Genomic DNA, 22,043 nt, shown 5'->3' on the forward strand with positions numbered 1-22,043 from the left:
ATGACCGACATCACTCCGCAGGCACAGCTCCAGGAACTGCGCGCTTCGATCGACAACATTGATGCAGCATTGATCCACATGCTGGCCGAGCGCTTCCGCTGCACCAAGGCTGTCGGCGTGCTCAAGGCCACCCACGGCTTGCCGCCGGCCGATCCGGCGCGTGAGCAGACCCAGATCGCCCGCCTGCGCCGGCTTGCCGACGACGCCCATCTCGATCCGGATTTCGCGGAGAAGTTCCTCAACTTCATCATCCGCGAGGTGATCCGTCACCACGAAATGCTGGCCGCCGAACACAACGGCGCGTCGGACAAGACTACCTCCGCCTGACGGCGGAACAGACTGAAACAGCAGACCAAGAACAACCCAAGACAGAACCATCCCAGGAGTAAGAAAATGTCCCTCAAGATCCGTCTGGCCCGCGCCGGCTCGAAGAAGCGCCCCTACTACCACATCGTCGTTGCCGACGCCCGCAGCCCGCGCGACGGCCGCTTCATCGAGGCCATCGGTGCTTGGAACCCGCTGCTGCCCAAGGACGGCGACCGCGTGAAGCTCGACGCCGACCGCGCCAAGCACTGGCTGTCGAACGGCGCCCTGCCGACCGATCGCGTTGCCCGCTTCCTCGACGAAGCTGGCGTCGTGAAGCGCGAAGCCCGTTCGAACCCGACCAAGGGCGAGCCGGGCAAGAAGGCCCAGGAGCGCCTGGCTGCCCTGAAGAAGGCCCAGGACGATGCTGCCGCGGCCATCGCTGCAGCCGCTGCTGCTCCGGCCGAGGCTTCGGCCGAGTAATCTGCCTCCAAGAGGCATATCGCGAACGGCAGGCCGAAAGGTCTGCCGTTTTGCTTTTGGGGCGTCGACAAAATCTCGGTGGTCGTCTGCGGACTTGACCCGGCAAGCCGCCAAGGTCACCTCTTCTCGACAGGCAGAGGAGGTATCCATATGTCAGCGACAAAGTCCGCCATCAACGAGGAAGGAATTTCGGAGCCCTTCGCGGCGACCGAAGCGCCACTCGAGCTGTTCTCCCATGGCGAGCGCTTCGGTTCGAGCTTCCGGCACCTGTCCAACTTCGCCGGCGGTACTCATGTCGGCGTGGCGCTCGAGGAGCTGGCACCGGGCAAGGAGACCAACCCGTCGCACTACCACATGCTGGAAGAGGAGCATGCCTTCATCCTCGAGGGCTCCTTGACGCTGAAACTCGGCCAGCGGCGGCACGTGATGAAGGCGGGCGACTATGTCTGTTTCCCGGCTGGCCAGAAGGTCGGGCATTCGCTCTACAACCACACCGATGCGCCGTGCCGCTACCTCATCATCGGCGAACGCAATCCCAGCGACGTGATCGTCTACCCGGAATCGGGCCGCGTCAGCGTTCGCCTGACCGGCGAAGGTTATCGGAAGGCGACGACGATGGACTATTGGGAAGGCATCGATGCCGGCCCGCCGTCGTAGCGGCAGGGCAATCGGCCAACGCACGTTTGGACGGCATAGGCGGCCCACTTCCGATGCAGGGCCGGCATGTCCACCCGCTGCCGGCGCGCGGTTGCCGCTGCGGATCGTCCGATACGACGATGAAACAGGCGTTTCCAGCGGCTACATCCGTGCAGGGCACGGAAAGGGAACGACATGACGGCAGACACATCCGGGCTGCGCGATGTCTGGCGCGGCGGCGTCGCCACCTGGGAATGCGACGAGATGGGCCACATGAACACGCGCTTCTATGTGGCGCGCTGCATGGAAGCCGTCGCCATGACGTTCGGCCTCGCCGGCCTGCCGCGGCTGTTCGCGCCCGCCTCGGCGACGACGCTAGCGGTCACTAGCATGCACATCCGCTTCCTGCGCGAGGCGCGTGCGGGAGACTCGATGCACATGACCGCCGGTTTCACGTCCATCGGCGACACTAGTGCCGACATCGTCATCATGATGTTCGACAGCGCTTCGGGCGAATGCGCCGCGACCTTCCGTATCGGCCTGCGCCATGTGGCGGTCGTGGATGGTGTCGCGCGGGTCTGGCCGGAACCGTTCGCCACGCGTGTCGCGGCGGGCCTCGCCGACACGCCGAAGCTGGCATTGCCGCGCAGCACAGGTGAGCAGCCGGCAACCACGTCCGCGTCGGGCCTGCGGGCCAAAGAACTCGGCCTGCGCCAGCTCGGCCAGGGCGCGGTGCTGCAGCAGGCCTGCGATCCCTTCGGAAAAATGCTGCCGCAGGGCTTCGTCGCGGCGATTGCCGACAGTGTCCGCAACATCATTACCCCGCTGCGCGAGCTTTGCGCCCATCACAGCGACCGCAACGGACCGCATTTCGGTGCAGCCGCGCTCGAATTCCTGATCCTGCTCGACGACATGCCTGGCAACGGTGACTGCTGGGAGGTACGCTCCGGCCTCGCCCGCGCCGACGGCCGCACCATGTCTCTGGTCAATTGGATGCTCGACCCGTTCTCCGGCCGCGCCTTTGGCACGATGGAAGTGATTGCCATCTGCTTCGACCTCGAGGCGCGCCGGCTGATCCCGATCGCGCCGGCGGCCCAGGCCGAGCTGGCAGGCTGGATCGTCCCGGGTCTTGCTCTCTGACCCCGCAAACAAAACGCCGCCCGCTCTCGCGGACGGCGTTCGGAGTCAGTCGGGTTTGCCTGGTCAGTCGATGTCGAAGGACACGCCCTGGGCCAGCGGCAGCGCCTTGGAGTAGTTCACCGTGTTGGTGGCACGGCGCATGTAGGCCTTCCACGCGTCCGAACCGCTCTCACGGCCGCCGCCGGTCTCCTTCTCGCCGCCGAAGGCGCCGCCTATTTCGGCGCCCGAGGTGCCGATGTTGACGTTGGCGATGCCGCAGTCCGAACCTTCGACCGACAGAAAGCGCTCCGCCTCCTGCAGGTCGAGCGTGAAGATCGACGACGACAGGCCGGCGCCGACCTCATTGTGCAGCTCGAGCACCTGGTCGAAGTCGGAGTACTTCATGACGTAGAGGATCGGCGCGAAGGTCTCTTCGAGCACCGGACCGACCTGGCCCGGCATCTCCACCAGCGCCGGCTTGACGTAGTAGGCGCCGTCATGGCCCTGGTCGACGCGGGCGCCGCCGGTGATCTTGCCGCCGTGCTCGCCGGCTTCCTTCAGCGCCTTCTGCATGCCGTCGAAGGCGGCCTTGTCGATCAGCGGACCGACCAGCGCCGAGCTTTCCAGGGGGCTGCCGACCGAGACGCTTTCATAGGCCTTCTTCAGGCGTGGCACGAGCGTGTCGTAGACGCTGTCGTGCACGAACAGGCGGCGCATGGTGGTGCAGCGCTGGCCGGCAGTACCCATGGCGCCGAAGGCAATCGCCCGCAGCGCCATGTCGAGATTGGCCGACGGGCAGACGATGCCGGCATTGTTGCCGCCGAGCTCGAGGATGGCGCGGGCGAAGCGCTTGGCCAGGCGCGGACCGACGTCGCGGCCCATGCGGGTCGAGCCGGTGGCCGACACCAGCGGCACCTTCGGGTTGTCGACCAGGACTTCGCCGACGGCGCGGTCGCCGATCAGCACCTGCGACAGGCCCTCCGGCGCATCCGCGCCGAAGCGGTCAGCGGCGCGCTTGAAGATGGCCTCGCAGGCAAGCGCGGTCAGCGGCGTCTTTTCCGACGGCTTCCACACAACCGAGTTGCCGCAGACGAAGGCAAGCGCCGCATTCCACGACCACACAGCGACCGGGAAGTTGAAGGCCGAGATGACGCCGACGACGCCGAGCGGGTGCCAGGTCTCCATCATGCGATGGCCGGCGCGTTCGGTGGCGATCGTCAGGCCGTAGAGCTGGCGCGACAGGCCGACGGCGAAGTCGCAGATGTCGATCATTTCCTGGACTTCGCCCAGGCCTTCCGACGGAATCTTGCCGACTTCGATCGACACCAGGCGGCCGAGATCGGCCTTGGCGGCGCGCAGCTCCTCGCCGAGCAGGCGAACGAGCTCGCCGCGCTTCGGCGCAGGCACGTTGCGCCAGGACTTGAAGGCCTTGTCGGCGCGCTCGATGGCCTTTCCGGCTTCGGCGGGCGAAATCGACGTCAGCGCGCCGATCTGCTCGCCGGTCACCGGGCTGCGCACGATCAGGTCGCCGCCGGTGAAATCGGCCTTGGCGACGCCAAGTCGCTCGAGAAGTGCAGCGGTTTCGCTGGTCACGTTCATGTTGAATTCCTTTCCTCGTTCCTCACCCGCCCTCGGGGTCAGCGTGTTGTGCTCATTCGTCGCTGGCCGGGGCGCTATCGTTTCGTTTCTCCCGTGGGCGGGAGACGCTTGGCACTGCCTATAGCCTGTAAGGCCACCCGAACGCCACACCGGTGATTGCGCCGCGCGGTCTGTCCGGCGCATTGCATGGCTGTGGCCCAGTGGCGGGAGGCCAGGGCAGTCTTTGCTGGATTTTTGGGGGCTGAAAAAACAACACCCGCCGGGGGAGGAGGTCCGGCGGGTGTCGTATTGGTGGCCAGCGTCTGGGAGGAGGTAGGCGCTGACCTATTCGTCGAGGTCTGGGAGGAGGTAGGCCCCGACAAATTCGATGAGTGATATCTAGTCCCGCAGGTTCGGGTTTTAAAGTGTTGATATTGCATAGGAGCATTGCATCTTGTGCAATGCAGCAGAGTTGACGCGCTGCAACATCAAGGGGACGCTGCGGAAGCTGGGACGAGCTTGCCAAATGGCCGGGAACTTCCGGCTGGCCTGTCGGTTAATTGGCATCGTCAGGGGCATGCCATGATCGACTATCGGCCGGCGCGCCTCAACATGGTGGAGCGCCAGATCGCAAGGCGCGGCGTCAGCGACCTCGCCGTGCTCGAAGCCATGTCCGAAGTGCCACGCGAGGAATTCGTTCCCGAGAACCTGCGCGACTACGCCTATGAAGACACGGCCTTGCCGATCGACGAGTACCAGACGATTTCCCAGCCCTATATCGTGGCGCTCATGGCCTCGGCTGGCGAATTGTCGCCAGGGCAGAAGATTCTCGAGATTGGCACCGGCTCAGGCTATGCGGCGGCCGTCATGGCGCGGATCGTGTCCCGCGTCGTCACCATCGAGCGGCTGGCGTCGCTCGCCGACCAAGCGCGCATGCGCCTAGCCCGGCTGGGTTACGGCAACGTCGAGGTGGTGACCGGCGACGGCGTTGCCGGTTATGAGGCCGAGGCTCCCTTCGATGCCGTCCTGTCCGCTGCCGGTTCGCGCAGGATTCCGCCGGCCTGGAAAAGCCAGCTCGCCATTGGCGGTAGGCTGGTGATGCCGCTAGGCCCCCTGGGCGACCAGATCCTGGTCAAGGTCACCCGCCTGAAGGATGACGATTATGTGGAGAAGGCGCTCGCCGCGGTTCGCTTCGTCCCGCTGATCGGCGGCGGCTGAATTCAGCCCGTGCCGCCCTTCGCCCGGAACATGCGCTCGGGCATCGAGCCCGGATCCGGCGGCAGGCTCGTGCCGCCGTTCAGGGGCAGCTGCATGAAGACTGTGTCGAGCCAGCGGCCGTGCTTGTAGCCGGAGCCGTCCAGCCGCCCCGAATGCTGGAACCCGAGCCTCTCATGCAGGCGCACGGACGCGCTGTCCGCGTGGCCGTCGCCAATCACGGCGATGATCTGGCGGAAGCCGAGCTTTGCCGCCTCCTCGATCAGCACTTCCATCAGCGCCTTGCCGATGCCGGCGCCCTTGGCTTCCGGTGCGATGTAGATCGAATCCTCGACGATGAACCGGTAGGCCGGCCGGGCCCGGAACGGGCCGGCATAAGCATAGCCGACGATCCGGCCCTGCCGTTCGGCGACGAGATACGGATAGTTGCCGGCACTCAGGGCCTCGAATCGCGTCCCCATCTCCGCCCGTGTCGGCGGCTCCAGCTCGTAGCTTGCCGTGCCGTTCAGCACTGCGTCTGCATAGATTTCGGTGATGCGATCGAGGTCGCCCGCCAAAGTGTGTCTGATCGTTATGCTCATTATTTAGGCAGCCTTTTCTTCTGCCACCCATAAGAGCAAATCGTTCCGGAATTGGAAAGGGCGAGACACATTTCGATTCGATGTACGACCGTACCCGCTCAAACGGCGATCGAGTGGCGCGCTGTTCCCTTGCCGAGATAGGCGTCGAACCGTGCCGCGACCGAACGGACGAAGGGCTTGCCCCGTTCGGTGACGACAAAGCGGTTGCCGGACCGCGCAAAGATTCCGTCGCCACCGTTGGCTACAAGCAACTCGGCCTCCGCGATGACCTCGCGTGCCGGCTCTCCGAAACGGGCGACAAGTTCGCAGCGCGAGAATGAGAATTCGCACATCAGGCGCTCGATCACCCAGGAGCGCATGCGGTCGTCCTTGGTGAGGGCGATGCCGCGCTGGGTCGCGAGGCCACCGGCCAGCACACGGCGTTCATATTCGCCGGTTGCCGGCATGTTCTGGACATAGCCCTGCGGCAGGAGCCCGATCGACGAAGCCCCCAGGCCGATCAGCGCATCGGCCTGGTCGGTGGTGTAGCCCTGGAAATTGCGCCGCAGCTTAGCCGAGCGGGCGGCAACGGCCATGCTGTCGTCGGGCAGGGCGAAATGGTCCATGCCGACCGCCTGGTAACCTGCTGCCAGGATCAGCCGCGCCGCGGCCTCCGCCTGCGCCAGGCGCGCCCCGGCGTCGGGCAGCAGCGCCTCGTCGATCATCGTCTGGTGCTTCTTCATCCACGGAACATGGGCATAGCCGAACAGGGCGATGCGGTTGGGCCGCAGCGACAGCACCTGCTCGGTAGTTGCCGCGATGGTTTCGAGCGTCTGGTGCGGCAGGCCGTAAAGCACGTCGAGATTGACCGAACGCACGCCGCGTGCGCGAACCGCATCGACCACGGCCTTGGTCTGTTCGAATGTCTGCTCGCGGTTGATGGTCTGCTGCACCTTCGGATCGAAGTCCTGGACGCCAAGGCTGGCGCGGGTCATGCCGATGGCGGCGAGCGCGTCGAAGCGCGCCTCGTCCATGTCGTTGGGGTCCATTTCGATACTGATCTCGGCATCTTCCGCGAAGGCGAATCTGCTGCGCAGGAGCCTGCCCAATGCAATCATGTCGCCAGGCGCGACCAAGGTCGGCGATCCACCGCCGAAGTGCAACGCGGTGATGTTTAGCCGGCTTTCAGCCGCGTTGGAGATTGATTCGATCTCGGCTGCGAGGGCTTCGAGATAGCGGGCGACGGGATCATAGCGACGCACCTGCTTGGTATGGCAGGCACAGAACCAGCACAGGCGGTCGCAATAGGGAATATGCACGTAGAGCGAAGTCGCGGTTCCTTCCGGCAGGGCCCGCAGCCACTCCGCATAGGTCGTCGCCGAAACATCGGCCTTGAAGTGCGGCGCTGTCGGATAACTTGTGTAGCGCGGCACCGGCGCGGCATATTTCTCGACAAGGGTCCGGTCCATCAGCCTCTCCATGAGCGGTCGCAGCCTGGACCTTGCCCTCCGTGGTCGCCTTGACATGGATCAACGGTTGGGAGGGCGTGGACACAATGACACGGTTCCAATTCCGGGAACTGGAACATAGATTGGCCACAATCAGACATCGGACGACGTGATGGCGGTTCGCCACGATATTCACAATTCAGAAATGCCAGTGCTGTGCCGCTCATGCGAAGCGCGGCACAAGGGCGTTTGCGGTGCGCTCACGGCCGAGCAACTGGTCGAGCTCAGCCGCCACACCACCAAGCGCAAGGTCGAGCCTGGCACGATGCTTGTCTCGGACGCCGAAACCGTCGACAGCTATGCCAACGTGCTCGCCGGGGTGGTCAAGCTGACCAAGACCCTGTCCGACGGCCGCCAGCAGATCGTCGGCCTCCAGTTCGCGCCCGACTTCCTCGGCCGCCCGTTCAAGCACGAGAGTTCGACCAGCGCCGAGGCCGCCACGCCGGTGCGGGTCTGCTCCTTCCCCAAGAAGACGCTCGACCGCATGATCGAACAGTCGCCGGAACTCGGGCACCGTCTGCACGTGCAGGCCCTGAACGAACTCGACGACGCGCGCGACTGGATGCTGACGCTCGGCCGCAAGACGGCGTCCGAGCGTGTCGCCTCCTTCCTCCAGCTCATCGCCAGGCATGGAGACCCCGAGGCCGAGAGCGAAGGCGAGGTCAGCTTCGACCTGCCGCTGACGCGTGCCGACATAGCCGATTTCCTCGGCCTCACCATCGAGACCGTCAGCCGTCAGCTGACCAAGCTGCGCAAGGATGGACTGATCTCGGTCGAGAACAACCGCCACATCACCGTCTTCGACCTCGCCAAACTCGAGCGGCGCGCCAATATCTAGTCCGGTGTCACGCAGTCCGGAACGATCTGCGCCATGACATGGTCGCGCTCGAAGGCGATGTGGCGCCTGAGCGCGCCGAAGAAGCCGCGCAGCATGAAGCCCAGCGTCTCGGGGTTCTCAGCCCTGCCGCGCCGGGCGGTGGCGCGCAAGGCGTCGCGCAGTTCGGCGGCATAGCCCTCATCCTCGCAATGCTCGCTCTTGAGCCGCGCAATGGTCTTGCGCGCCTCGGCGCTCTGCAGCAGCCGGGCGACGAAATGGGGGTAGACGTGCTGCTCCTCGAAGCGATGGACCTTGATCATTTCGGGGCCGAGGGCGCGCGCCGCCAACAGGCACTCGCGTCTGTCCAGCCCGCCGGGCAGCGAATCCGCGATCGCTTCCAGCCGGTCGCAGAGAATCAGCTTGGCAGCGTGGGCACGCCGCACGGCGGCTATCGCCTCGGTGAGAGCCGTCTGCTCCGTCCCGACCTTCATTTCCCGGCGTGATCTCATGTCTTCTCGAGGTTCCCCTTTGCCCGAAGGCTGAGGCGGAGCGCCCGGCTTGACCTTGATCCAGATCAAGGCAGGAGAGGCAATTGTCGTGGATGTGTGGCGTCTGGCGCCGAAAGGGATCTTCGGTCGCCCTGAGTTCGTCGGGGATCTCTCATGAAATACGCAACCGAAATCATTCTGCTCGCGGTGGCGGCATTCGCCGCCCTGCTGGGCGCGGCCTTCGCGCAGGACAATCAGTTCGCCGCCCACATGTGGGTGCTGTTCTTCGCCCTCACCGCCGGTGCCATCGTGCTGATGCGCACCACCAGCTACGCCACGGCCAATATCGCCGAAGCGTCGTCGCCCTATATGGACGGTCCGGTGCGCTACGGCGTCATCGCCACGGTATTCTGGGGTGTCGCCGGCTTCCTGGTCGGCGTCATCGTCGCCGCCCAGCTCGCCTTCCCCGATCTCAACATCGAGCCCTGGCTCAATTTCGGCCGCCTGCGTCCGCTGCATACCTCGGCCGTGATCTTTGCCTTCGGCGGCAACGCGCTGATCGCCACCTCCTTCTATGTGGTGCAGCGGACCTCGCGGGTGCGCCTCTTCGGCGGCAACCTCGCCTGGTATGTATTCTGGGGCTATCAGCTGTTCATCGTCATGGCGGCGACCGGCTATCTGCTCGGCATCACCCAGAGCCGCGAATACGCCGAGCCGGAATGGTACGTCGATCTGTTCCTCACGGTCGTATGGGTCGCCTATTTCATCGTCTTCTTCGGCACGATCCTGACCCGTAAGGAACCGCATATCTACGTCGCCAACTGGTTCTACCTGTCCTTCATCGTAACCATTGCGATGCTGCACATCGTCAACAACCTGGCGGTGCCGGCATCCTTCCTCGGCTCGAAGAGCTACTCGCTGTTCGCCGGCGTACAGGACGCGCTGACGCAGTGGTGGTACGGCCACAACGCCGTCGGCTTCTTCCTGACCGCTGGCTTCCTCGGCATGATGTACTATTTCGTGCCCAAGCAGGCCGAGCGCCCAGTCTATTCCTACCGGCTGTCGATCATCCACTTCTGGTCGCTGATCTTCATGTACATCTGGGCAGGGCCGCACCACCTGCACTACACCGCCCTGCCCGACTGGGCGCAGACGCTCGGCATGGTGTTCTCGATCATGCTGTGGATGCCCTCCTGGGGCGGCATGATCAACGGCCTGATGACGCTCTCCGGCGCCTGGGACAAGATCCGCACCGACCCGATCATTCGCATGATGGTCGTCGCCATCGCCTTCTACGGCATGTCGACCTTCGAAGGTCCGATGATGTCGATCAAGGCGGTGAACTCGCTCAGCCACTACACCGAATGGACCATCGGCCACGTGCATTCCGGCGCGCTCGGCTGGAACGGCATGATCACCTTCGGCGCCATCTACTTCCTGGTGCCGCGGCTATGGGGGCGCGAGCGTCTCTACTCGATGCGGCTGGTCACCTGGCACTTTTGGCTCGCCACGCTTGGCATCGTCGTCTACGCCGCCGTCATGTGGGTGGCAGGCATCACCCAGGGCCTGATGTGGCGCGAATACGACGAGCAGGGCTTCCTGGTCTATTCCTTCGCTGAAAGCGTCGCGGCCATGAACCCCTACTACATCCTCCGCACCATCGGCGGCCTGATGTACCTCGCCGGCGGTCTGGTCATGGCCTGGAACGTCTACATGACGATCCGCGGATACCAGCGGAAGGAAGAACCGCTGCCCGGAGCCGCTCCAGCCCTCCAGCCTGCCCAGTAAGGATTGAGACATGGCACTGCTCGACAAACACCAGACCATCGAGAGAAACGCGACGCTCCTGCTGATCGGCTCGCTGATCGTCGTCAGCATCGGCGGCATCGTGCAGATCACGCCCCTCTTCTACCTCGAGAACACAATCGAGAAGGTCGAGGGCATGCGTCCCTACTCGCCGCTGGAGCTCGCCGGCCGCAACATCTACATCCGGGAGGGCTGCTACGTCTGCCACAGCCAGATGATCCGGCCCTTCCGCGACGAGGTGGAGCGCTACGGCAACTACAGCTTGGCGGCGGAGTCGATGTACGATCATCCCTTCCAGTGGGGATCGAAGCGCACCGGCCCCGATCTCGCCCGCGTCGGCGACCGCTATTCCAACGAGTGGCACGTCCAGCACCTCGTCGAGCCGCGATCAGTGGTGCCGGAATCGGTCATGCCCAGCTACGCCTTCCTCAAGGAGACGCCGCTGGCGGTGAAGACCATCAGCTACGACCTGATCGCCAACCGTCGCGTCGGCGTACCCTACAGCGACGAGATGATCGCCAGCGCCGAGGCCGACCTTCGGGCGCAGGCCGACCCGAACGCCGATACGAGCGGCGTTTTGGCGCGCTACCCGAAGGCCAAGCTCGGCGACTTCGATGGCAACCCGGCAACGTTGACCGAGATGGACGCGCTCGTCGCCTATCTGCAGATGCTCGGCACACTGGTCGACTTCTCGACCTACGACGCCGAAGCCAACTACCGCTAGGAGGCTTGTCGTGGACTACACCACCCTCAGACACTTCGCCGACAGCTGGGCGCTGCTGGCCATGACGATCTTCGTGGCCGGCGTGTTCATCTTCGCGCTTCGCCCCGGCAGCCGCGAGGCAGCCGAGCGGGCAGCCCAAATCCCGCTCAAGGAGGACTGATCTGTGAGCGAAAAGCATATCGACGAGCTTTCCGGCGTCGAGACCACCGGACATGAGTGGGATGGCATCCGCGAACTCAACAACCCGATGCCGCGCTGGTGGCTGTGGACGTTCTACGCCACCATCATATGGGCGCTTGCCTATACGATCGCCTATCCGGCCTGGCCGATGATCCGCACCGCCACCACGGGCATGCTCGGCTATTCGAGCCGGGCCGAGGTCCAGGCCGAGCTCGCCGCGGCCGAGGCCGCCAAGAGCGTCTATGTCGAGGCGGTGAAGACCAAGGGCGTCGGCGAGATCCTCGCCGACGACAATTTGCGCCAGTTCGCGACCTCGGCGGGCTCGGCGGCCTTCAAGGTCAACTGCGTTCAGTGCCACGGCTCCGGTGCGCAGGGCTCGCCCGGATTCCCCAACCTCAACGACGATGAGTGGCTGTGGGGCGGCAAGATCGAGCAGATCTACCAGACGATATCGAACGGCGTCCGTTTCGCCGGCGACGAGGAGACGCACAGCTCCGAAATGCCGGCCTTCGCCGAAGTGCTCGAGCCGCAGCAGGTCAACGAGGTTGCGGCCTTTGTCGCGAGCCTCTCGGGCCAGGCGCTCACGCCCGAGCTGGTTCCGGCGGGGTCAACCGTGTTCGCCGAAAATTGCGCCGCCTGCCATGGCGACAATGCCAAGGGCAACAGGGAAATGGGCGCGCCCGACCTGACCGATGCGATCGCGCTCTATGCCTCCGGGCAGGCGGCCATCGCGCAGCAGGTGCGCCAGCCCAGGCATGGAGTGATGCCGGCGTGGGGCGCCCGACTGGGCGACGTGAAGGTCAAGGAACTTGCCGTCTTCGTCCATTCGCTCGGCGGCGGTGAATAACCCTCCAAGGCTGGAGCCGATGGATGAGGCTCGGCAGAAATGCCGGGCCTCCTTGCGCACTTCCCCCGGCTTGACCTGGGTCAAGGCCCAGGTGCTGCAGATGAGGCAAAGACGAAGCGACCCTGTCGATCTTGACCGGCAGGCGGTCAGCAGGAGACGAGAATGCTCGACGAACGGGAAGTGGAACGGCTCGATGTCGAGGCGGTCAATTCGGCCAAGACACGCCAGCCGCTTTATGCCGCTCGCAAGAAAGTCTTCCCCAAGCGGGCCTCCGGCCGGTTCCGTCAGTTCAAGTGGCTGGTCATGCTGGTCACGCTCGGCATCTACTACCTGACACCGTGGATTCGCTGGAACCGTGGACCCTATGCGCCGGATCAGGCCGTCCTGCTCGACATCGCCAACCGCCGCTTCTACTTCTTCGCCATCGAGATCTGGCCGCAGGAGTTCTTCTACGTGGCCGGCATGCTGGTCATGGCCGGTATCGGCCTGTTCCTGGTAACCTCGACGGTCGGCCGTGCGTGGTGCGGCTATACCTGCCCACAGACCGTATGGGTTGATCTTTTCCTGGTGGTGGAACGCGGCATCGAGGGTGACCGCAACGCCCGCATCAAGCTCGACAGCGCGCCGTGGTCGTTCGACAAGCTCGGGAAGCGTGCTGCCAAGCACGCGACTTGGCTGTTGATTGCAGTGGCAACCGGCGGCGCCTGGATCTTCTACTTTGCCGATGCGCCCACATTGCTTGGCGAGCTGGTTACCGGCAAGGCAGCGCCGGTCGCCTACCTCACCGTCGCCATCCTGACCGCCACCACTTACATCTTCGGCGGCCTCATGCGCGAACAGGTCTGTACTTATATGTGCCCGTGGCCGCGCATCCAGGCAGCGATGCTCGACGAGAACTCGCTGACCGTCACCTACAACGACTGGCGCGGCGAGCCGCGTTCACGACATGCCAAGAAGGCTGCCGCCGAAGGCCTTTCCGTCGGCGACTGCGTCGACTGCAACGCCTGCGTCGCCGTCTGCCCGATGGGCATCGACATCCGCGACGGTCAGCAGCTCGAATGCATCACCTGCGCGCTCTGCATCGACGCCTGCGACAGTGTCATGGACAAGATCGGCAAGGAACGCGGCCTGATCTCCTACGCGACGCTCGCCGACTACCAGTCCAACATGGCGATCGCCACCAACCCGACCACCGGGGCGATCGATCCCAAGCAGGTGCGCGATGTCGGCGGCAAGCTCGACAAGGGCATCGCCCATTTCCATATCCGCCGGATTTTCCGGCTACGCACCTTTGTCTATGCCGGCGCCTGGAGCCTGATCGGCGTTGCCCTGCTCGTCGCACTGTTCAGCCGCGACCGGCTTGACCTCAACGTGCTGCAGGACCGCAATCCGCAATTCGTGCGCTTGTCGGACGGGTCGATCCGCAACGGCTACACCGTCAAACTGCTCAACATGGTGCCGGAGCCGCGCACCCTGACACTGCGTCTCGACGGCCTGCCCAGCGCGGCAATGACCATTGTCGGGATGGAGCAGGCCGAAGGCCGCTCGGTCGACATCGAGGCCCAGCCCGACAAGCTCACCACGCTGCGGGTCTATGTCCGCCAGCCGCTCGAGCAGGTCAGCGCGGGGCAGAGCTTCTCCTTCGTGGTCGAAGACAGGGCGAGTTCCGAAAGCGACTCCTACGTCGCCAACTTCAACGTTCCGGAGACTGGCAAATGATCTTGCGTCCCGCCCAGCCAAGGCAGTTCACCGGTTGGCACATGCTGGCTGTCATGGTGGCCTTCTTCGGCACAATCATTGCAGTCAACCTGGTCATGGCGACCTTCGCCAACACCAGCTGGACAGGCCTTGTCGTCCAGAACACCTATGTCGCCAGCCAGCAGTTCAATGAGCGGGTTGCCGAAGCCAGGGCGCAACAGTCGCTCGGCTGGAAAAGCGCGCTCGCGATCAAGGCCGGCGAGATCCGCTACAGCCTGGTCGATGCCTCGGGCGCGCCGGTGCCGGCCGAATCCGTCACCGTTTCCTTCCGCCGGCCTTCCTACGAGGCCGAGGACTGGCAGGTGAAGCTCGAGCGCACGGCCGACGGCGCCTATGTCGTGGCCGCTGCGGTTCGCGACGGCATCTGGATCGTCAACACCGAGGCCGTGATCCCTAACCGGGGCCCCTACCACGAGGCGCGACGCATCGTCGTCAGCAAGGGGGAGATCAAATGAGCTGCTGCGCGCCCGCCGCCGAAGAGGCGCTGCTGCTGCAAGGTGGCGCCGCAAAGGGTCCGTCCCGCGAGGAACTGGCGCTGTCGAGCCGTGACGCGCCAGGCGGTCTGCGCCAGATCGACCTTTCCGTGCCCGGCGTGCATTGCGGTGCCTGCATGGTCAACATCGAGGCGGCATTGGGGGCGCTCGACGGCGTCGAGCATGCGCGCGTCAACCTGTCGACCAAGCGTGTTTCGGTGCGCTGGCGCGAAGCCGCCGGCGTGCCCCCGATCGTCGATGCACTGGCGCGGCTGGGCTATGAAAGCCACCTCTTCGAACAGGGCGCCGACGACAAGGACGAAACCCTCGCCGAACTGATCCGCGGTCTCGGCATTGCGGGATTCGCAGCCGCGAACATCATGCTCCTTTCCGTGTCGGTGTGGTCCGGGGCGGAGGATGCGACGCGCGACCTGTTCCACTGGATCTCGGCGCTGATCGCACTCCCGGCACTCGCCTATTCGGGGCGCATCTTCTTCCGCTCCGCCTGGGGGGCCTTGCGCAACGGCCGCACCAACATGGACGTGCCGATCTCGATCGGCGTGCTGCTTGCCTACGGCATGAGCCTCTACGAGACCGCCAATAGCGGTCCGCATGCCTATTTCGACGCTTCGGCGTCGCTGCTCTTCTTCCTGCTCATCGGGCGTGCGCTCGACCATGTCATGCGCGAACGGGCCCGCGTCGCGGTCAAGGGCCTCGCCAGGCTCGCGGCTCGGGGCGCCACGGTGCTCCATGCCGATGGCTCCAATGCCTACCTGCCGGTGGGCGACATCAAGCCGGGCATGCAGATCCTGCTTGCCGCCGGCGAACGCGTCCCGGTCGACGCCCGGGTGATCAAGGGGAATTCGGAGCTCGACTGCGCCATCGTTTCCGGAGAAAGCGATCCCGTCGCGGTGGAGCCGGGTGCTACCTTGCGCGCCGGCACGCTCAACCTCACCGGACCGATGACCATCGAAGCCACCGCGGCGGCCGAGGATTCGTTCCTGGCCGAGATGATGCGGCTGATGGAGGCCGCGGAGAGCGGCCGCGGCGGCTATCGCCGCATCGCCGACCGGGCGTCGGCGCTCTACGCTCCGGTCGTGCACCTGACGGCCTTCCTCGCCTTCGTCGGCTGGATGGCGGCTTCGGGCGACGCCTACCGCGCCACCACCATCGCCATCGCCGTGCTGATCATCACCTGCCCCTGCGCGCTCGGCCTCGCCGTCCCGATCGTGCAGGTGGCGGCGGCGCGGCGCCTATTCGAGGCCGGCATCATGGTCAAGGACGGCTCGGCGATGGAGCGTCTGGCCGAGATCGACACCGTCGTCTTCGACAAGACCGGAACGCTGACGCTCGGCATGCCCAAGCTCATGAATGCCGGCGAATTGTCCTCCCGGACCCTTTCGCTGGCTGCGGCGATCGCCCTGCACTCTCGCCATCCGATATCCCGCGCCCTGGCCGATGCGGCCGAGGGCGGCAGCGAATGGAAGTTCGACAGGGTCGACGAGTTGCCGGGGTTCGGCCTCGAAGCCAGGAGCGGCGCCGACACCTACCGGCTGGGGCGTGCGGAATGGGCATTGCACGACACAGGCGCCGCCCGCGGCACCGTGCTGTCGCGGAATGGCGAGCGTGTGGCCGAGTTCCGTTTCGAGGACCAGCTGCGTTCTGCCGCGGCCGCGGCAGTCGCCGCACTCCGGCAGGGCGGCCTCGCGGTCGAGATTTTGTCCGGCGATCGCGCCGAGGCGGTGGCGACGGTGGCCACCGCACTCGGCATATCGCAGGCCGCGGCCGGCGTGCTGCCGAGCGGCAAGGTCGCGCGCCTCGAACAGCTGAAGGCCGAAGGCCGCAAGGTGCTGATGGTCGGCGACGGGCTAAACGACGCGCCGGCGCTGGCGGCAGCGCATGTGTCGATCGCGCCGGCGAGCGCCGCCGACATCGGCCGGAGCGCCGCGGACTTCGTCTTCCTGCGCGAGAGCCTCGCTGCCGTACCGCTGGCGCTTGCCACCTCGCGCGAAGCCAAGCGGCTGATCCGCCAGAACCTGGGCCTGGCAGTTGTCTACAATGCAATCGCGGTGCCGATCGCGCTCGCCGGCTACGTCACCCCCCTGGTTGCGGCCTTGGCCATGTCGGGCTCGTCGATTATCGTGATCGCCAACGGGCTCAGGCTCGGCACCGGCAAGGCCCGGCGGGCCCGCCGGTCGTTCGAGGCGCCGTCGGCGTTTCCGCCCCCCAAGGAGGCAATGGCATCATGAGCGGGCTTATCTTCCTCCTGCCGATCGCCCTGTTCCTCGGTGGCCTGGGCCTGGCCGCCTTCCTGTGGTCGCTGAAAAGCGGCCAGTACGACGATCTGGATGGTGCTGCCCAGCGCATCCTGGTCGACGACGAGTAGCAATCGCCTGGCCAAAAAACCTGCGGCACGGCCGGCACCGTGTGCTAACAGGGTGCCATGGCTCAGAAGAAAGCACATGAGGTCGATTCCTGGCTCGTCCGCCCCGCTCCGGAGGCGGTGATCGTGCTGATCTACGGGCCGGATCGCGGTCTCGTTTCCGAGCGGGCCGCGGCCTTCGCGGCCAAGACCGGACTGCCGCTCGACGACCCTTTCTCGGTGGTGAAGCTCGACGCCGGCGAGGTCGAACGCGACAGCGGCCGTCTCGTCGACGAGGCACGCACAGTGCCGATGTTCGCGCCGCGGCGGCTCATCTGGGTCCGCAATGCCGGCGCCCAGAAGAGCCTCGCCGACGATGTCAAGGCGCTCGCCGCCGAACCGCCCCGCGACGCGGTGATCCTCATAGAGGCGCAGGACCTGAAGAAGGGCGCGCCGCTGCGCACCGTGGTCGAAGGGGCGTTCTGCGGCATGGCCCTGCCCTGCTATGGCGACGAGGCGCGCGACCTCGAAAACATCATCGACGACGAATTGCGTGCGGCCGGGCTGACGATGGCGCTCGATGCGCGCAACGCGCTGCGCGGCAGCCTAGGCGGCGACCGGTTGGCGACGCGCGGCGAGCTGCAGAAGCTGACGCTTTACGCCATGGGCAGGGGCGAGATCAGCCTCGACGACGTCAAGGCGATGACGGGTGACGTGTCGGCGCTGTCGCTGGACGATGCCGTCGACGCCGCCCTTGGCGGCAATATCGCCGAATTCGATTCAGCCTTCACCAAGCAGTGCCAGAACGGCAGCCAGGCCGCGCAGCTGCTGGCGGCGGCTTTGCGCCACCTGCAGAACCTGCACCTGATGCGCGGCGAGCTCGAAGGCGGCAACCGCAATGCGGCGGCGGTCATCGCGGCGGCACGGCCGCCGGTGTTCTTTTCGCGCAAGCGGGCGGTCGAGCGAGCACTGACGAGCTGGAGTTCGACGGCAATCGATCGCGCGCTGGCGCGTCTGCAGGCAACGACGCTGCAGACCCGCCGCCGGCCCGAGCTGGCCGTGGCGCTGGCGCGCCAGGCGATGCTGGGAATTGCCGTGGAAGGCGCCCGCTTGGCGGCTGGACGCCGCTAGAAGCGGTCAAGACGGGTTGACGTTACTGCCTCGGACGATGCGACGCCATGTGAATGGCGGCGCTCGCCGAAGTGGTTGGCTTGCCCTCACTCCGTGGGCGGGGGCAAGCCGCGATTAGCGGTTGCGCGCGGCCAGCGTGCGCAGGCGCAGGGCGTTGAGCTTGATGAAGCCGGCGGCGTCCTTCTGGTCGTAGGCGCCCTGGTCGTCCTCGAAGGTGACCAGCTTGTCGGAGTAGAGCGACTTTGCGCTTTCGCGGCCGATGACCATGACGTTGCCCTTGTAGAGCTTGAGGGTGACTTCGCCCTCGACGTCCTTCTGGCTGAGGTCGATCGCTGCCTGCAGCATCTGGCGCTCGGGCGAGAACCAGAAGCCGTAATAGATCAGCTCGGCATAGCGCGGCATCAGCTCGTCCTTGAGGTGCGCGGCACCACGGTCGAGCGTGATCGACTCGATGGCGCGGTGCGCCTGAAGCAGGATCGTGCCGCCGGGGGTCTCGTAGACGCCGCGGCTCTTCATGCCGACGAAACGGTTCTCGACCAGATCGAGACGGCCGATGCCATTGTCGCGACCGTAGTCGTTGAGCTTGGCCAGCAGCGTTGCCGGCGACAGACGCTCGCCGTTGATCGAGACGGCATCGCCCTGTTCGAAGCCGATCTTGATGATCGTCGCCTTGTCCGGGGCGGCTTCCGGCGAAATGGTACGCATGTGCACGTATTCGGGCGCCTCGACCGCCGGGTCCTCCAGCACCTTGCCCTCGGAAGACGAGTGCAAAAGGTTTGCGTCGACGGAGAAGGGAGCCTCGCCCTTCTTGTCCTTGGCAACCGGGATCTGGTGCTTCTCGGCGAAGTCGAGCAGGTCGGTGCGGCTCTTGAACGACCAATCGCGCCACGGCGCAATGATCTTGATGTCGGGGTTCAGCGCATAGGCCGACAGCTCGAAGCGGACCTGGTCGTTGCCCTTGCCGGTGGCGCCATGGGCAATGGCGTCGGCGCCGGTCTTTTTGGCGATGTCGACGAGGTGCTTGGAGATCAGCGGGCGGGCGATCGAGGTGCCGAGCAGATAGACGCCTTCATAGACGGCATTGGCGCGGAACATCGGGAAGACGAAGTCGCGGACGAACTCCTCCCGCACGTCCTCGATGAAGATCTCCTTGATCCCGAGCATCTCCGCCTTCTTGCGCGCCGGCTCGAGTTCCTCGCCCTGGCCGAGGTCGGCGGTGAAGGTCACGACTTCCGCACCAAGTTCGGTCTGCAGCCACTTGAGGATGATGGAGGTGTCGAGACCGCCGGAATAGGCGAGCACGACCTTCTTGACGTCTTTCCACTTGGTCATTTGATCAGGGCACCTTTCGCAGGCGGCCAGAGCCGCGTTTTCCCGGGCTTTCTAAGCACGAACGGCGAGCCGGGCAAGGGCGATGATGCCGCTAGGAGAGTAGGGGGCCGTGCGAGACAGGTCGCCCCCTCATCCGGCCGCTACGCGGCCACCTTCTCCCCGGTGGGGAGAAGAGGATTGGCGCGGACCTCGACAATTTCCTCGCCCCGTCGGGGAGAGGTCGGCCGAGAAAAGCGGAGGCCGGGTCAGGGGGAGGTCGCCGGCCGTCGCCACAGCCTACTTCCGCTTCATCGCCTCGATCAGGGCAGCACCGAAGGCGCCTTGCTGCGCCGGCTTGTTTGGCTGCGGCTTGGGCGATGCCGAGCTGAACTTCATGTCGCGGGGTTTGGCGGGTGCCGATGAACGGGGAGCTGCCTCGCCGCCATCCTTGCGCATGGTGAGCCCGATGCGCTTGCGCGCAATGTCGACCTCGACGACGCGGACCTTCACCACGTCGCCGGCCTTCACCACCTCGTGCGGGTCCTTCACGAACTTGTCGGCCAGCTGCGAGACGTGGACGAGGCCGTCCTGGTGCACGCCGATGTCGACGAAGGCGCCGAAGGCGGCAACGTTGGTGACCGTGCCCTCGAGCAGCATGCCCGGCTTCAAATCCTTGATGTCGTCGACGCCGTCGGCAAACGTCGCGGTCTTGAAGCCCGGGCGCGGATCGCGGCCCGGCTTTTCCAGCTCGGCGATGATGTCGCGCACCGTGGGCAGGCCGAAACGCTCGTCGACGAAGGCGCGGGGATCGATCGCCTTCAGCGCGGCGCTGTCGCCCATCAGCTGGCGCAGGTCGCGGCCGCAGGAGGCGACGATCTTCTTGGCGACGCCATAGGCCTCGGGATGGACCGACGAGGCATCGAGCGGCTCCTTGCCGTCGCGGATGCGCAGGAAGCCGGCGCATTGCTCGAAGGCGCGCTGGCCGAGACGCGGAACCGACAAGAGGTCGCGGCGCGTGGCAAAGGCGCCCGAGGCGTCGCGATAGGCCACGATCGACTCCGCCAGCGACGGCCCGAGACCCGAAACGCGGGCGAGAAGGGGGGCGGAGGCCGTGTTGAGGTCGACGCCGACGGCGTTCACCGCGTCCTCGACCACCGCTTCGAGCGAGCGACCGAGGCGATACTGGTCGACGTCGTGCTGGTACTGGCCGACGCCGATCGACTTGGGCTCGATCTTGACCAGCTCGGCCAGCGGATCCTGCAGGCGCCGCGCGATGGAGACCGCGCCGCGCAGCGACACGTCGAGATTGGGGAACTCGGCGGCCGCCGTGGCCGACGCCGAATAGACCGACGCGCCGGCCTCGCTGACGATGACCTTGGTCGGCTTGGGCGCCGGCATGTCCTGCAGCATGTCGGCGACGAGGCGCTCGGTCTCGCGGCTGCCGGTGCCGTTGCCGATGGCGATCAGCTCGACCTTGTGGCGGATGATCAGGCGGGCAAGCTCGGCCTGGGTGCCGCGCACGTCGTTCTTGGGCGGGAAGGGGTAGACGGTGGTGGTGTCGAGCACCTTGCCGGTGGCATCGATGACGGCGACCTTGACGCCGGTGCGGATGCCAGGATCGAGGCCCATGGTGGCGCGCGACCCGGCAGGGGCGGCGAGCAAAAGGTCCTTGAGGTTGCGCGAGAAGACGCGGATCGCCTCTTCCTCGGCCGCCTCGCGCAGGTCGCGCATCAGGTCGAGCGACAGGGACAGGGACAGCTTCACCCGCCAGGTCCAGCCGGCGACCGTCATCAGCCACTGGTCACCGGGCAGGGTCGCGCCGATCTGGTAGGCGGCGGCGATCATGCGCTCCACCGGCTTGACCGGCGAGGTGTCGTCGGCGTCGACCTCGAGGTCGAGCGACAGCACGTCTTCGTTGCGGCCGCGCAGCATGGCGAGCGCCCGGTGGCTCGGCACGCCGGCCCAGCGTTCGGAATGATCGTAATAGTCGGAGAACTTGGCGCCTGCCTCCTGCTTGCCGTCGACGACGCGGGCGCGCAGCACGGCGCGCTCCTTCATGTGGCCGCGCAGGCGGCCGAGCAGGTCGGCGTTTTCGGAAATCCCCTCGGCGACGATGTCGCGGGCGCCCTCGAGCGCGGCCTTCACATCGGCCACTTCGCCGGCGACATAGGCCACGGCAAGCTCGGCCGGCACCTTGGAGCGGTCAGCGAGGATGGTTTCGGCCAGCGGCCCGAGCCCGCGCTCCCTGGCGATCTCCGCCTTGGTGCGGCGCTTGGGCTTGTAGGGCAGATAGATGTCCTCAAGCTCGGCCTTGGTCGTTACGGTAGCGATACGAACCGCCAGATCGTCGGTCATCTTTCCCTGGCTGGTGATGGATTCGACGATCGCGGCGCGGCGCGCCTCGAGCTCGCGCAGATAGGCGAGGCGCTCGGACAGGTCGCGCAGCTGGGTGTCGTCGAGGCCGCCGGTGACTTCCTTGCGGTAGCGCGCCACGAAGGGAACGGTGGCGCCCTCGTCGAGCAGCCCGACTGCGGCCACGACCTGCTCGGGCTTCGCATTGATCTCGGCTGCGATGATCGCAGCGATTTTCCTGTTGTCGCCAGCCATGGAATCCTGGTGCCTGTTGAACGGGTGCGCGAACATAGTGACTGCCGGTGCGAACGCCAAACGGGCATTTTCCCGCGCAGACTCAGGCTCCACAGAAAAGCGGCAGGGCTGCGGCAATCGGCGCTGGCAGGCACGGA

21 protein-coding genes are annotated in these 22,043 nt (G+C 65.8%); 15 read left to right on the forward strand and 6 right to left on the reverse strand.

From position 1 onward, the window contains the following. From AmiPiv_RS16565 to AmiPiv_RS16580, 4 genes are all read left to right on the forward strand, one after another. Positions 1 to 327: a chorismate mutase gene (locus AmiPiv_RS16565; protein ID WP_340038582.1), complete on the forward strand. Its 327-nt coding sequence runs from the start codon at positions 1 to 3 to the stop codon at positions 325 to 327. A 66-nt stretch (positions 328 to 393) separates the two neighbouring features. Next, complete coding sequence (gene rpsP, locus AmiPiv_RS16570) at positions 394 to 786, forward strand: 30S ribosomal protein S16 (RefSeq protein ID WP_340038583.1); 393 nt, start codon at positions 394 to 396, stop codon at positions 784 to 786. A gap of 150 nt (positions 787 to 936) precedes the next feature. Further along, positions 937 to 1,443: a cupin domain-containing protein gene (locus AmiPiv_RS16575; RefSeq protein ID WP_340038584.1), complete on the forward strand. Its 507-nt coding sequence runs from the start codon at positions 937 to 939 to the stop codon at positions 1,441 to 1,443. 174 nt (positions 1,444 to 1,617) lie between these two features. Further along, the gene (locus AmiPiv_RS16580) at positions 1,618 to 2,562 is read left to right on the forward strand and encodes a thioesterase family protein (protein ID WP_340038585.1); all 945 of its coding nucleotides are present in this window, start codon (positions 1,618 to 1,620) and stop codon (positions 2,560 to 2,562) included. A gap of 63 nt (positions 2,563 to 2,625) precedes the next feature. Here AmiPiv_RS16580 and amaB read toward each other — a convergent pair whose 3' ends face one another. Continuing rightward, positions 2,626 to 4,140, reverse strand: a complete 1,515-nt coding sequence (gene amaB, locus AmiPiv_RS16585) for an L-piperidine-6-carboxylate dehydrogenase (protein ID WP_340038586.1) — start codon at positions 4,138 to 4,140, stop codon at positions 2,626 to 2,628. Between the two features lie 561 nt (positions 4,141 to 4,701). Between amaB and AmiPiv_RS16590 the strand changes: the two genes are divergently transcribed. After that, complete coding sequence (locus AmiPiv_RS16590; RefSeq protein WP_340038587.1) at positions 4,702 to 5,337, forward strand: protein-L-isoaspartate(D-aspartate) O-methyltransferase; 636 nt, start codon at positions 4,702 to 4,704, stop codon at positions 5,335 to 5,337. Between the two features lie 2 nt (positions 5,338 to 5,339). Here AmiPiv_RS16590 and AmiPiv_RS16595 read toward each other — a convergent pair whose 3' ends face one another. Then, positions 5,340 to 5,918, reverse strand: coding sequence for a GNAT family N-acetyltransferase (locus AmiPiv_RS16595; RefSeq protein WP_340038646.1), 579 nt, complete (start codon positions 5,916 to 5,918; stop codon positions 5,340 to 5,342). A gap of 95 nt (positions 5,919 to 6,013) precedes the next feature. Then, positions 6,014 to 7,363, reverse strand: a complete 1,350-nt coding sequence (hemN, locus tag AmiPiv_RS16600; RefSeq protein ID WP_340038588.1) for an oxygen-independent coproporphyrinogen III oxidase — start codon at positions 7,361 to 7,363, stop codon at positions 6,014 to 6,016. A gap of 151 nt (positions 7,364 to 7,514) precedes the next feature. Here hemN and AmiPiv_RS16605 point away from each other — a divergent pair, with 151 nt between their 5' ends. Beyond that, on the forward strand, positions 7,515 to 8,240 hold the full coding sequence (locus tag AmiPiv_RS16605; RefSeq protein WP_340038589.1) for a Crp/Fnr family transcriptional regulator: 726 nt from the start codon (positions 7,515 to 7,517) through the stop codon (positions 8,238 to 8,240). Here the strand turns inward: AmiPiv_RS16605 and AmiPiv_RS16610 are convergent. Beyond that, entirely contained in the window at positions 8,237 to 8,728 is a 492-nt protein-coding gene (locus AmiPiv_RS16610; RefSeq protein WP_340038590.1) for a hemerythrin domain-containing protein, read from the reverse strand. The genes AmiPiv_RS16605 and AmiPiv_RS16610 overlap by 4 nt on opposite strands. 153 nt (positions 8,729 to 8,881) lie before the next feature. Between AmiPiv_RS16610 and ccoN the strand changes: the two genes are divergently transcribed. The 9 genes from ccoN (at position 8,882) to holA (ending at position 17,988) form a co-directional block, all read left to right on the forward strand. Next, the gene (gene ccoN, locus AmiPiv_RS16615; RefSeq protein ID WP_340038591.1) at positions 8,882 to 10,495 is read left to right on the forward strand and encodes a cytochrome-c oxidase, cbb3-type subunit I; all 1,614 of its coding nucleotides are present in this window, start codon (positions 8,882 to 8,884) and stop codon (positions 10,493 to 10,495) included. Between the two features lie 10 nt (positions 10,496 to 10,505). Next, positions 10,506 to 11,237, forward strand: a complete 732-nt coding sequence (ccoO, locus tag AmiPiv_RS16620) for a cytochrome-c oxidase, cbb3-type subunit II (protein WP_340038592.1) — start codon at positions 10,506 to 10,508, stop codon at positions 11,235 to 11,237. A 10-nt stretch (positions 11,238 to 11,247) separates the two neighbouring features. Next, entirely contained in the window at positions 11,248 to 11,397 is a 150-nt protein-coding gene (locus AmiPiv_RS16625) for a cbb3-type cytochrome c oxidase subunit 3 (RefSeq protein ID WP_340038593.1), read from the forward strand. 3 nt (positions 11,398 to 11,400) lie between these two features. Then, positions 11,401 to 12,264, forward strand: a complete 864-nt coding sequence (gene ccoP, locus AmiPiv_RS16630) for a cytochrome-c oxidase, cbb3-type subunit III (protein WP_340038594.1) — start codon at positions 11,401 to 11,403, stop codon at positions 12,262 to 12,264. Positions 12,265 to 12,426: 162 nt separating this feature from the next. Next, complete coding sequence (gene ccoG, locus AmiPiv_RS16635) at positions 12,427 to 13,983, forward strand: cytochrome c oxidase accessory protein CcoG (protein WP_340038595.1); 1,557 nt, start codon at positions 12,427 to 12,429, stop codon at positions 13,981 to 13,983. After that, positions 13,980 to 14,477, forward strand: coding sequence for a FixH family protein (locus tag AmiPiv_RS16640; RefSeq protein WP_340038596.1), 498 nt, complete (start codon positions 13,980 to 13,982; stop codon positions 14,475 to 14,477). The genes ccoG and AmiPiv_RS16640 overlap by 4 nt, the downstream gene beginning before the upstream one ends. Further along, positions 14,474 to 16,744: a cation-translocating P-type ATPase gene (locus AmiPiv_RS16645; RefSeq protein ID WP_340038597.1), complete on the forward strand. Its 2,271-nt coding sequence runs from the start codon at positions 14,474 to 14,476 to the stop codon at positions 16,742 to 16,744. The genes AmiPiv_RS16640 and AmiPiv_RS16645 overlap by 4 nt, the downstream gene beginning before the upstream one ends. Next, positions 16,741 to 16,881 (forward strand): cbb3-type cytochrome oxidase assembly protein CcoS, encoded by a 141-nt coding sequence (gene ccoS, locus AmiPiv_RS16650; RefSeq protein WP_340038598.1) that lies wholly within the window; start codon positions 16,741 to 16,743, stop codon positions 16,879 to 16,881. Before AmiPiv_RS16645 ends, ccoS begins: the two co-directional genes overlap by 4 nt. 57 nt (positions 16,882 to 16,938) lie before the next feature. After that, positions 16,939 to 17,988, forward strand: a complete 1,050-nt coding sequence (gene holA / locus AmiPiv_RS16655) for a DNA polymerase III subunit delta (RefSeq protein WP_340038599.1) — start codon at positions 16,939 to 16,941, stop codon at positions 17,986 to 17,988. A gap of 114 nt (positions 17,989 to 18,102) precedes the next feature. On the opposite strand, the gene AmiPiv_RS16660 is transcribed toward holA, so the two are convergent. After that, positions 18,103 to 19,320, reverse strand: a complete 1,218-nt coding sequence (locus tag AmiPiv_RS16660) for an argininosuccinate synthase (protein WP_340038600.1) — start codon at positions 19,318 to 19,320, stop codon at positions 18,103 to 18,105. A gap of 276 nt (positions 19,321 to 19,596) precedes the next feature. Continuing rightward, complete coding sequence (locus AmiPiv_RS16665) at positions 19,597 to 21,906, reverse strand: Tex family protein (protein WP_340038601.1); 2,310 nt, start codon at positions 21,904 to 21,906, stop codon at positions 19,597 to 19,599. Positions 21,907 to 22,043 lie beyond the last annotated feature (137 nt).

The organism is Aminobacter sp. Piv2-1 (genome assembly GCF_037625995.1).
Classification (GTDB): Bacteria; Pseudomonadota; Alphaproteobacteria; order Rhizobiales; family Rhizobiaceae; genus Aminobacter.

Excerpts from the sequence above, each read along its gene's own strand:
- rpsP (WP_340038583.1), top strand. The coding sequence starts at position 394 with ATGTCCCTCAAGATCCGTCTGGCCCGCGCCGGCTCGAAGAAGCGCCCC.
- ccoG (WP_340038595.1), top strand. The coding sequence starts at position 12,427 with ATGCTCGACGAACGGGAAGTGGAACGGCTCGATGTCGAGGCGGTCAAT.
- holA (WP_340038599.1), top strand. The coding sequence starts at position 16,939 with ATGGCTCAGAAGAAAGCACATGAGGTCGATTCCTGGCTCGTCCGCCCC.
- AmiPiv_RS16575 (WP_340038584.1), top strand. The coding sequence starts at position 937 with ATGTCAGCGACAAAGTCCGCCATCAACGAGGAAGGAATTTCGGAGCCC.
- ccoN (WP_340038591.1), top strand. The coding sequence starts at position 8,882 with ATGAAATACGCAACCGAAATCATTCTGCTCGCGGTGGCGGCATTCGCC.
- hemN (WP_340038588.1), bottom strand. The coding sequence starts at position 7,363 with ATGGACCGGACCCTTGTCGAGAAATATGCCGCGCCGGTGCCGCGCTAC.
- ccoS (WP_340038598.1), top strand. The coding sequence starts at position 16,741 with ATGAGCGGGCTTATCTTCCTCCTGCCGATCGCCCTGTTCCTCGGTGGC.
- AmiPiv_RS16565 (WP_340038582.1), top strand. The coding sequence starts at position 1 with ATGACCGACATCACTCCGCAGGCACAGCTCCAGGAACTGCGCGCTTCG.
- AmiPiv_RS16665 (WP_340038601.1), bottom strand. The coding sequence starts at position 21,906 with ATGGCTGGCGACAACAGGAAAATCGCTGCGATCATCGCAGCCGAGATC.
- AmiPiv_RS16640 (WP_340038596.1), top strand. The coding sequence starts at position 13,980 with ATGATCTTGCGTCCCGCCCAGCCAAGGCAGTTCACCGGTTGGCACATG.
- AmiPiv_RS16610 (WP_340038590.1), bottom strand. The coding sequence starts at position 8,728 with ATGAGATCACGCCGGGAAATGAAGGTCGGGACGGAGCAGACGGCTCTC.
- AmiPiv_RS16645 (WP_340038597.1), top strand. The coding sequence starts at position 14,474 with ATGAGCTGCTGCGCGCCCGCCGCCGAAGAGGCGCTGCTGCTGCAAGGT.
- ccoO (WP_340038592.1), top strand. The coding sequence starts at position 10,506 with ATGGCACTGCTCGACAAACACCAGACCATCGAGAGAAACGCGACGCTC.
- AmiPiv_RS16660 (WP_340038600.1), bottom strand. The coding sequence starts at position 19,320 with ATGACCAAGTGGAAAGACGTCAAGAAGGTCGTGCTCGCCTATTCCGGC.
- AmiPiv_RS16605 (WP_340038589.1), top strand. The coding sequence starts at position 7,515 with ATGGCGGTTCGCCACGATATTCACAATTCAGAAATGCCAGTGCTGTGC.
- AmiPiv_RS16590 (WP_340038587.1), top strand. The coding sequence starts at position 4,702 with ATGATCGACTATCGGCCGGCGCGCCTCAACATGGTGGAGCGCCAGATC.
- amaB (WP_340038586.1), bottom strand. The coding sequence starts at position 4,140 with ATGAACGTGACCAGCGAAACCGCTGCACTTCTCGAGCGACTTGGCGTC.
- AmiPiv_RS16580 (WP_340038585.1), top strand. The coding sequence starts at position 1,618 with ATGACGGCAGACACATCCGGGCTGCGCGATGTCTGGCGCGGCGGCGTC.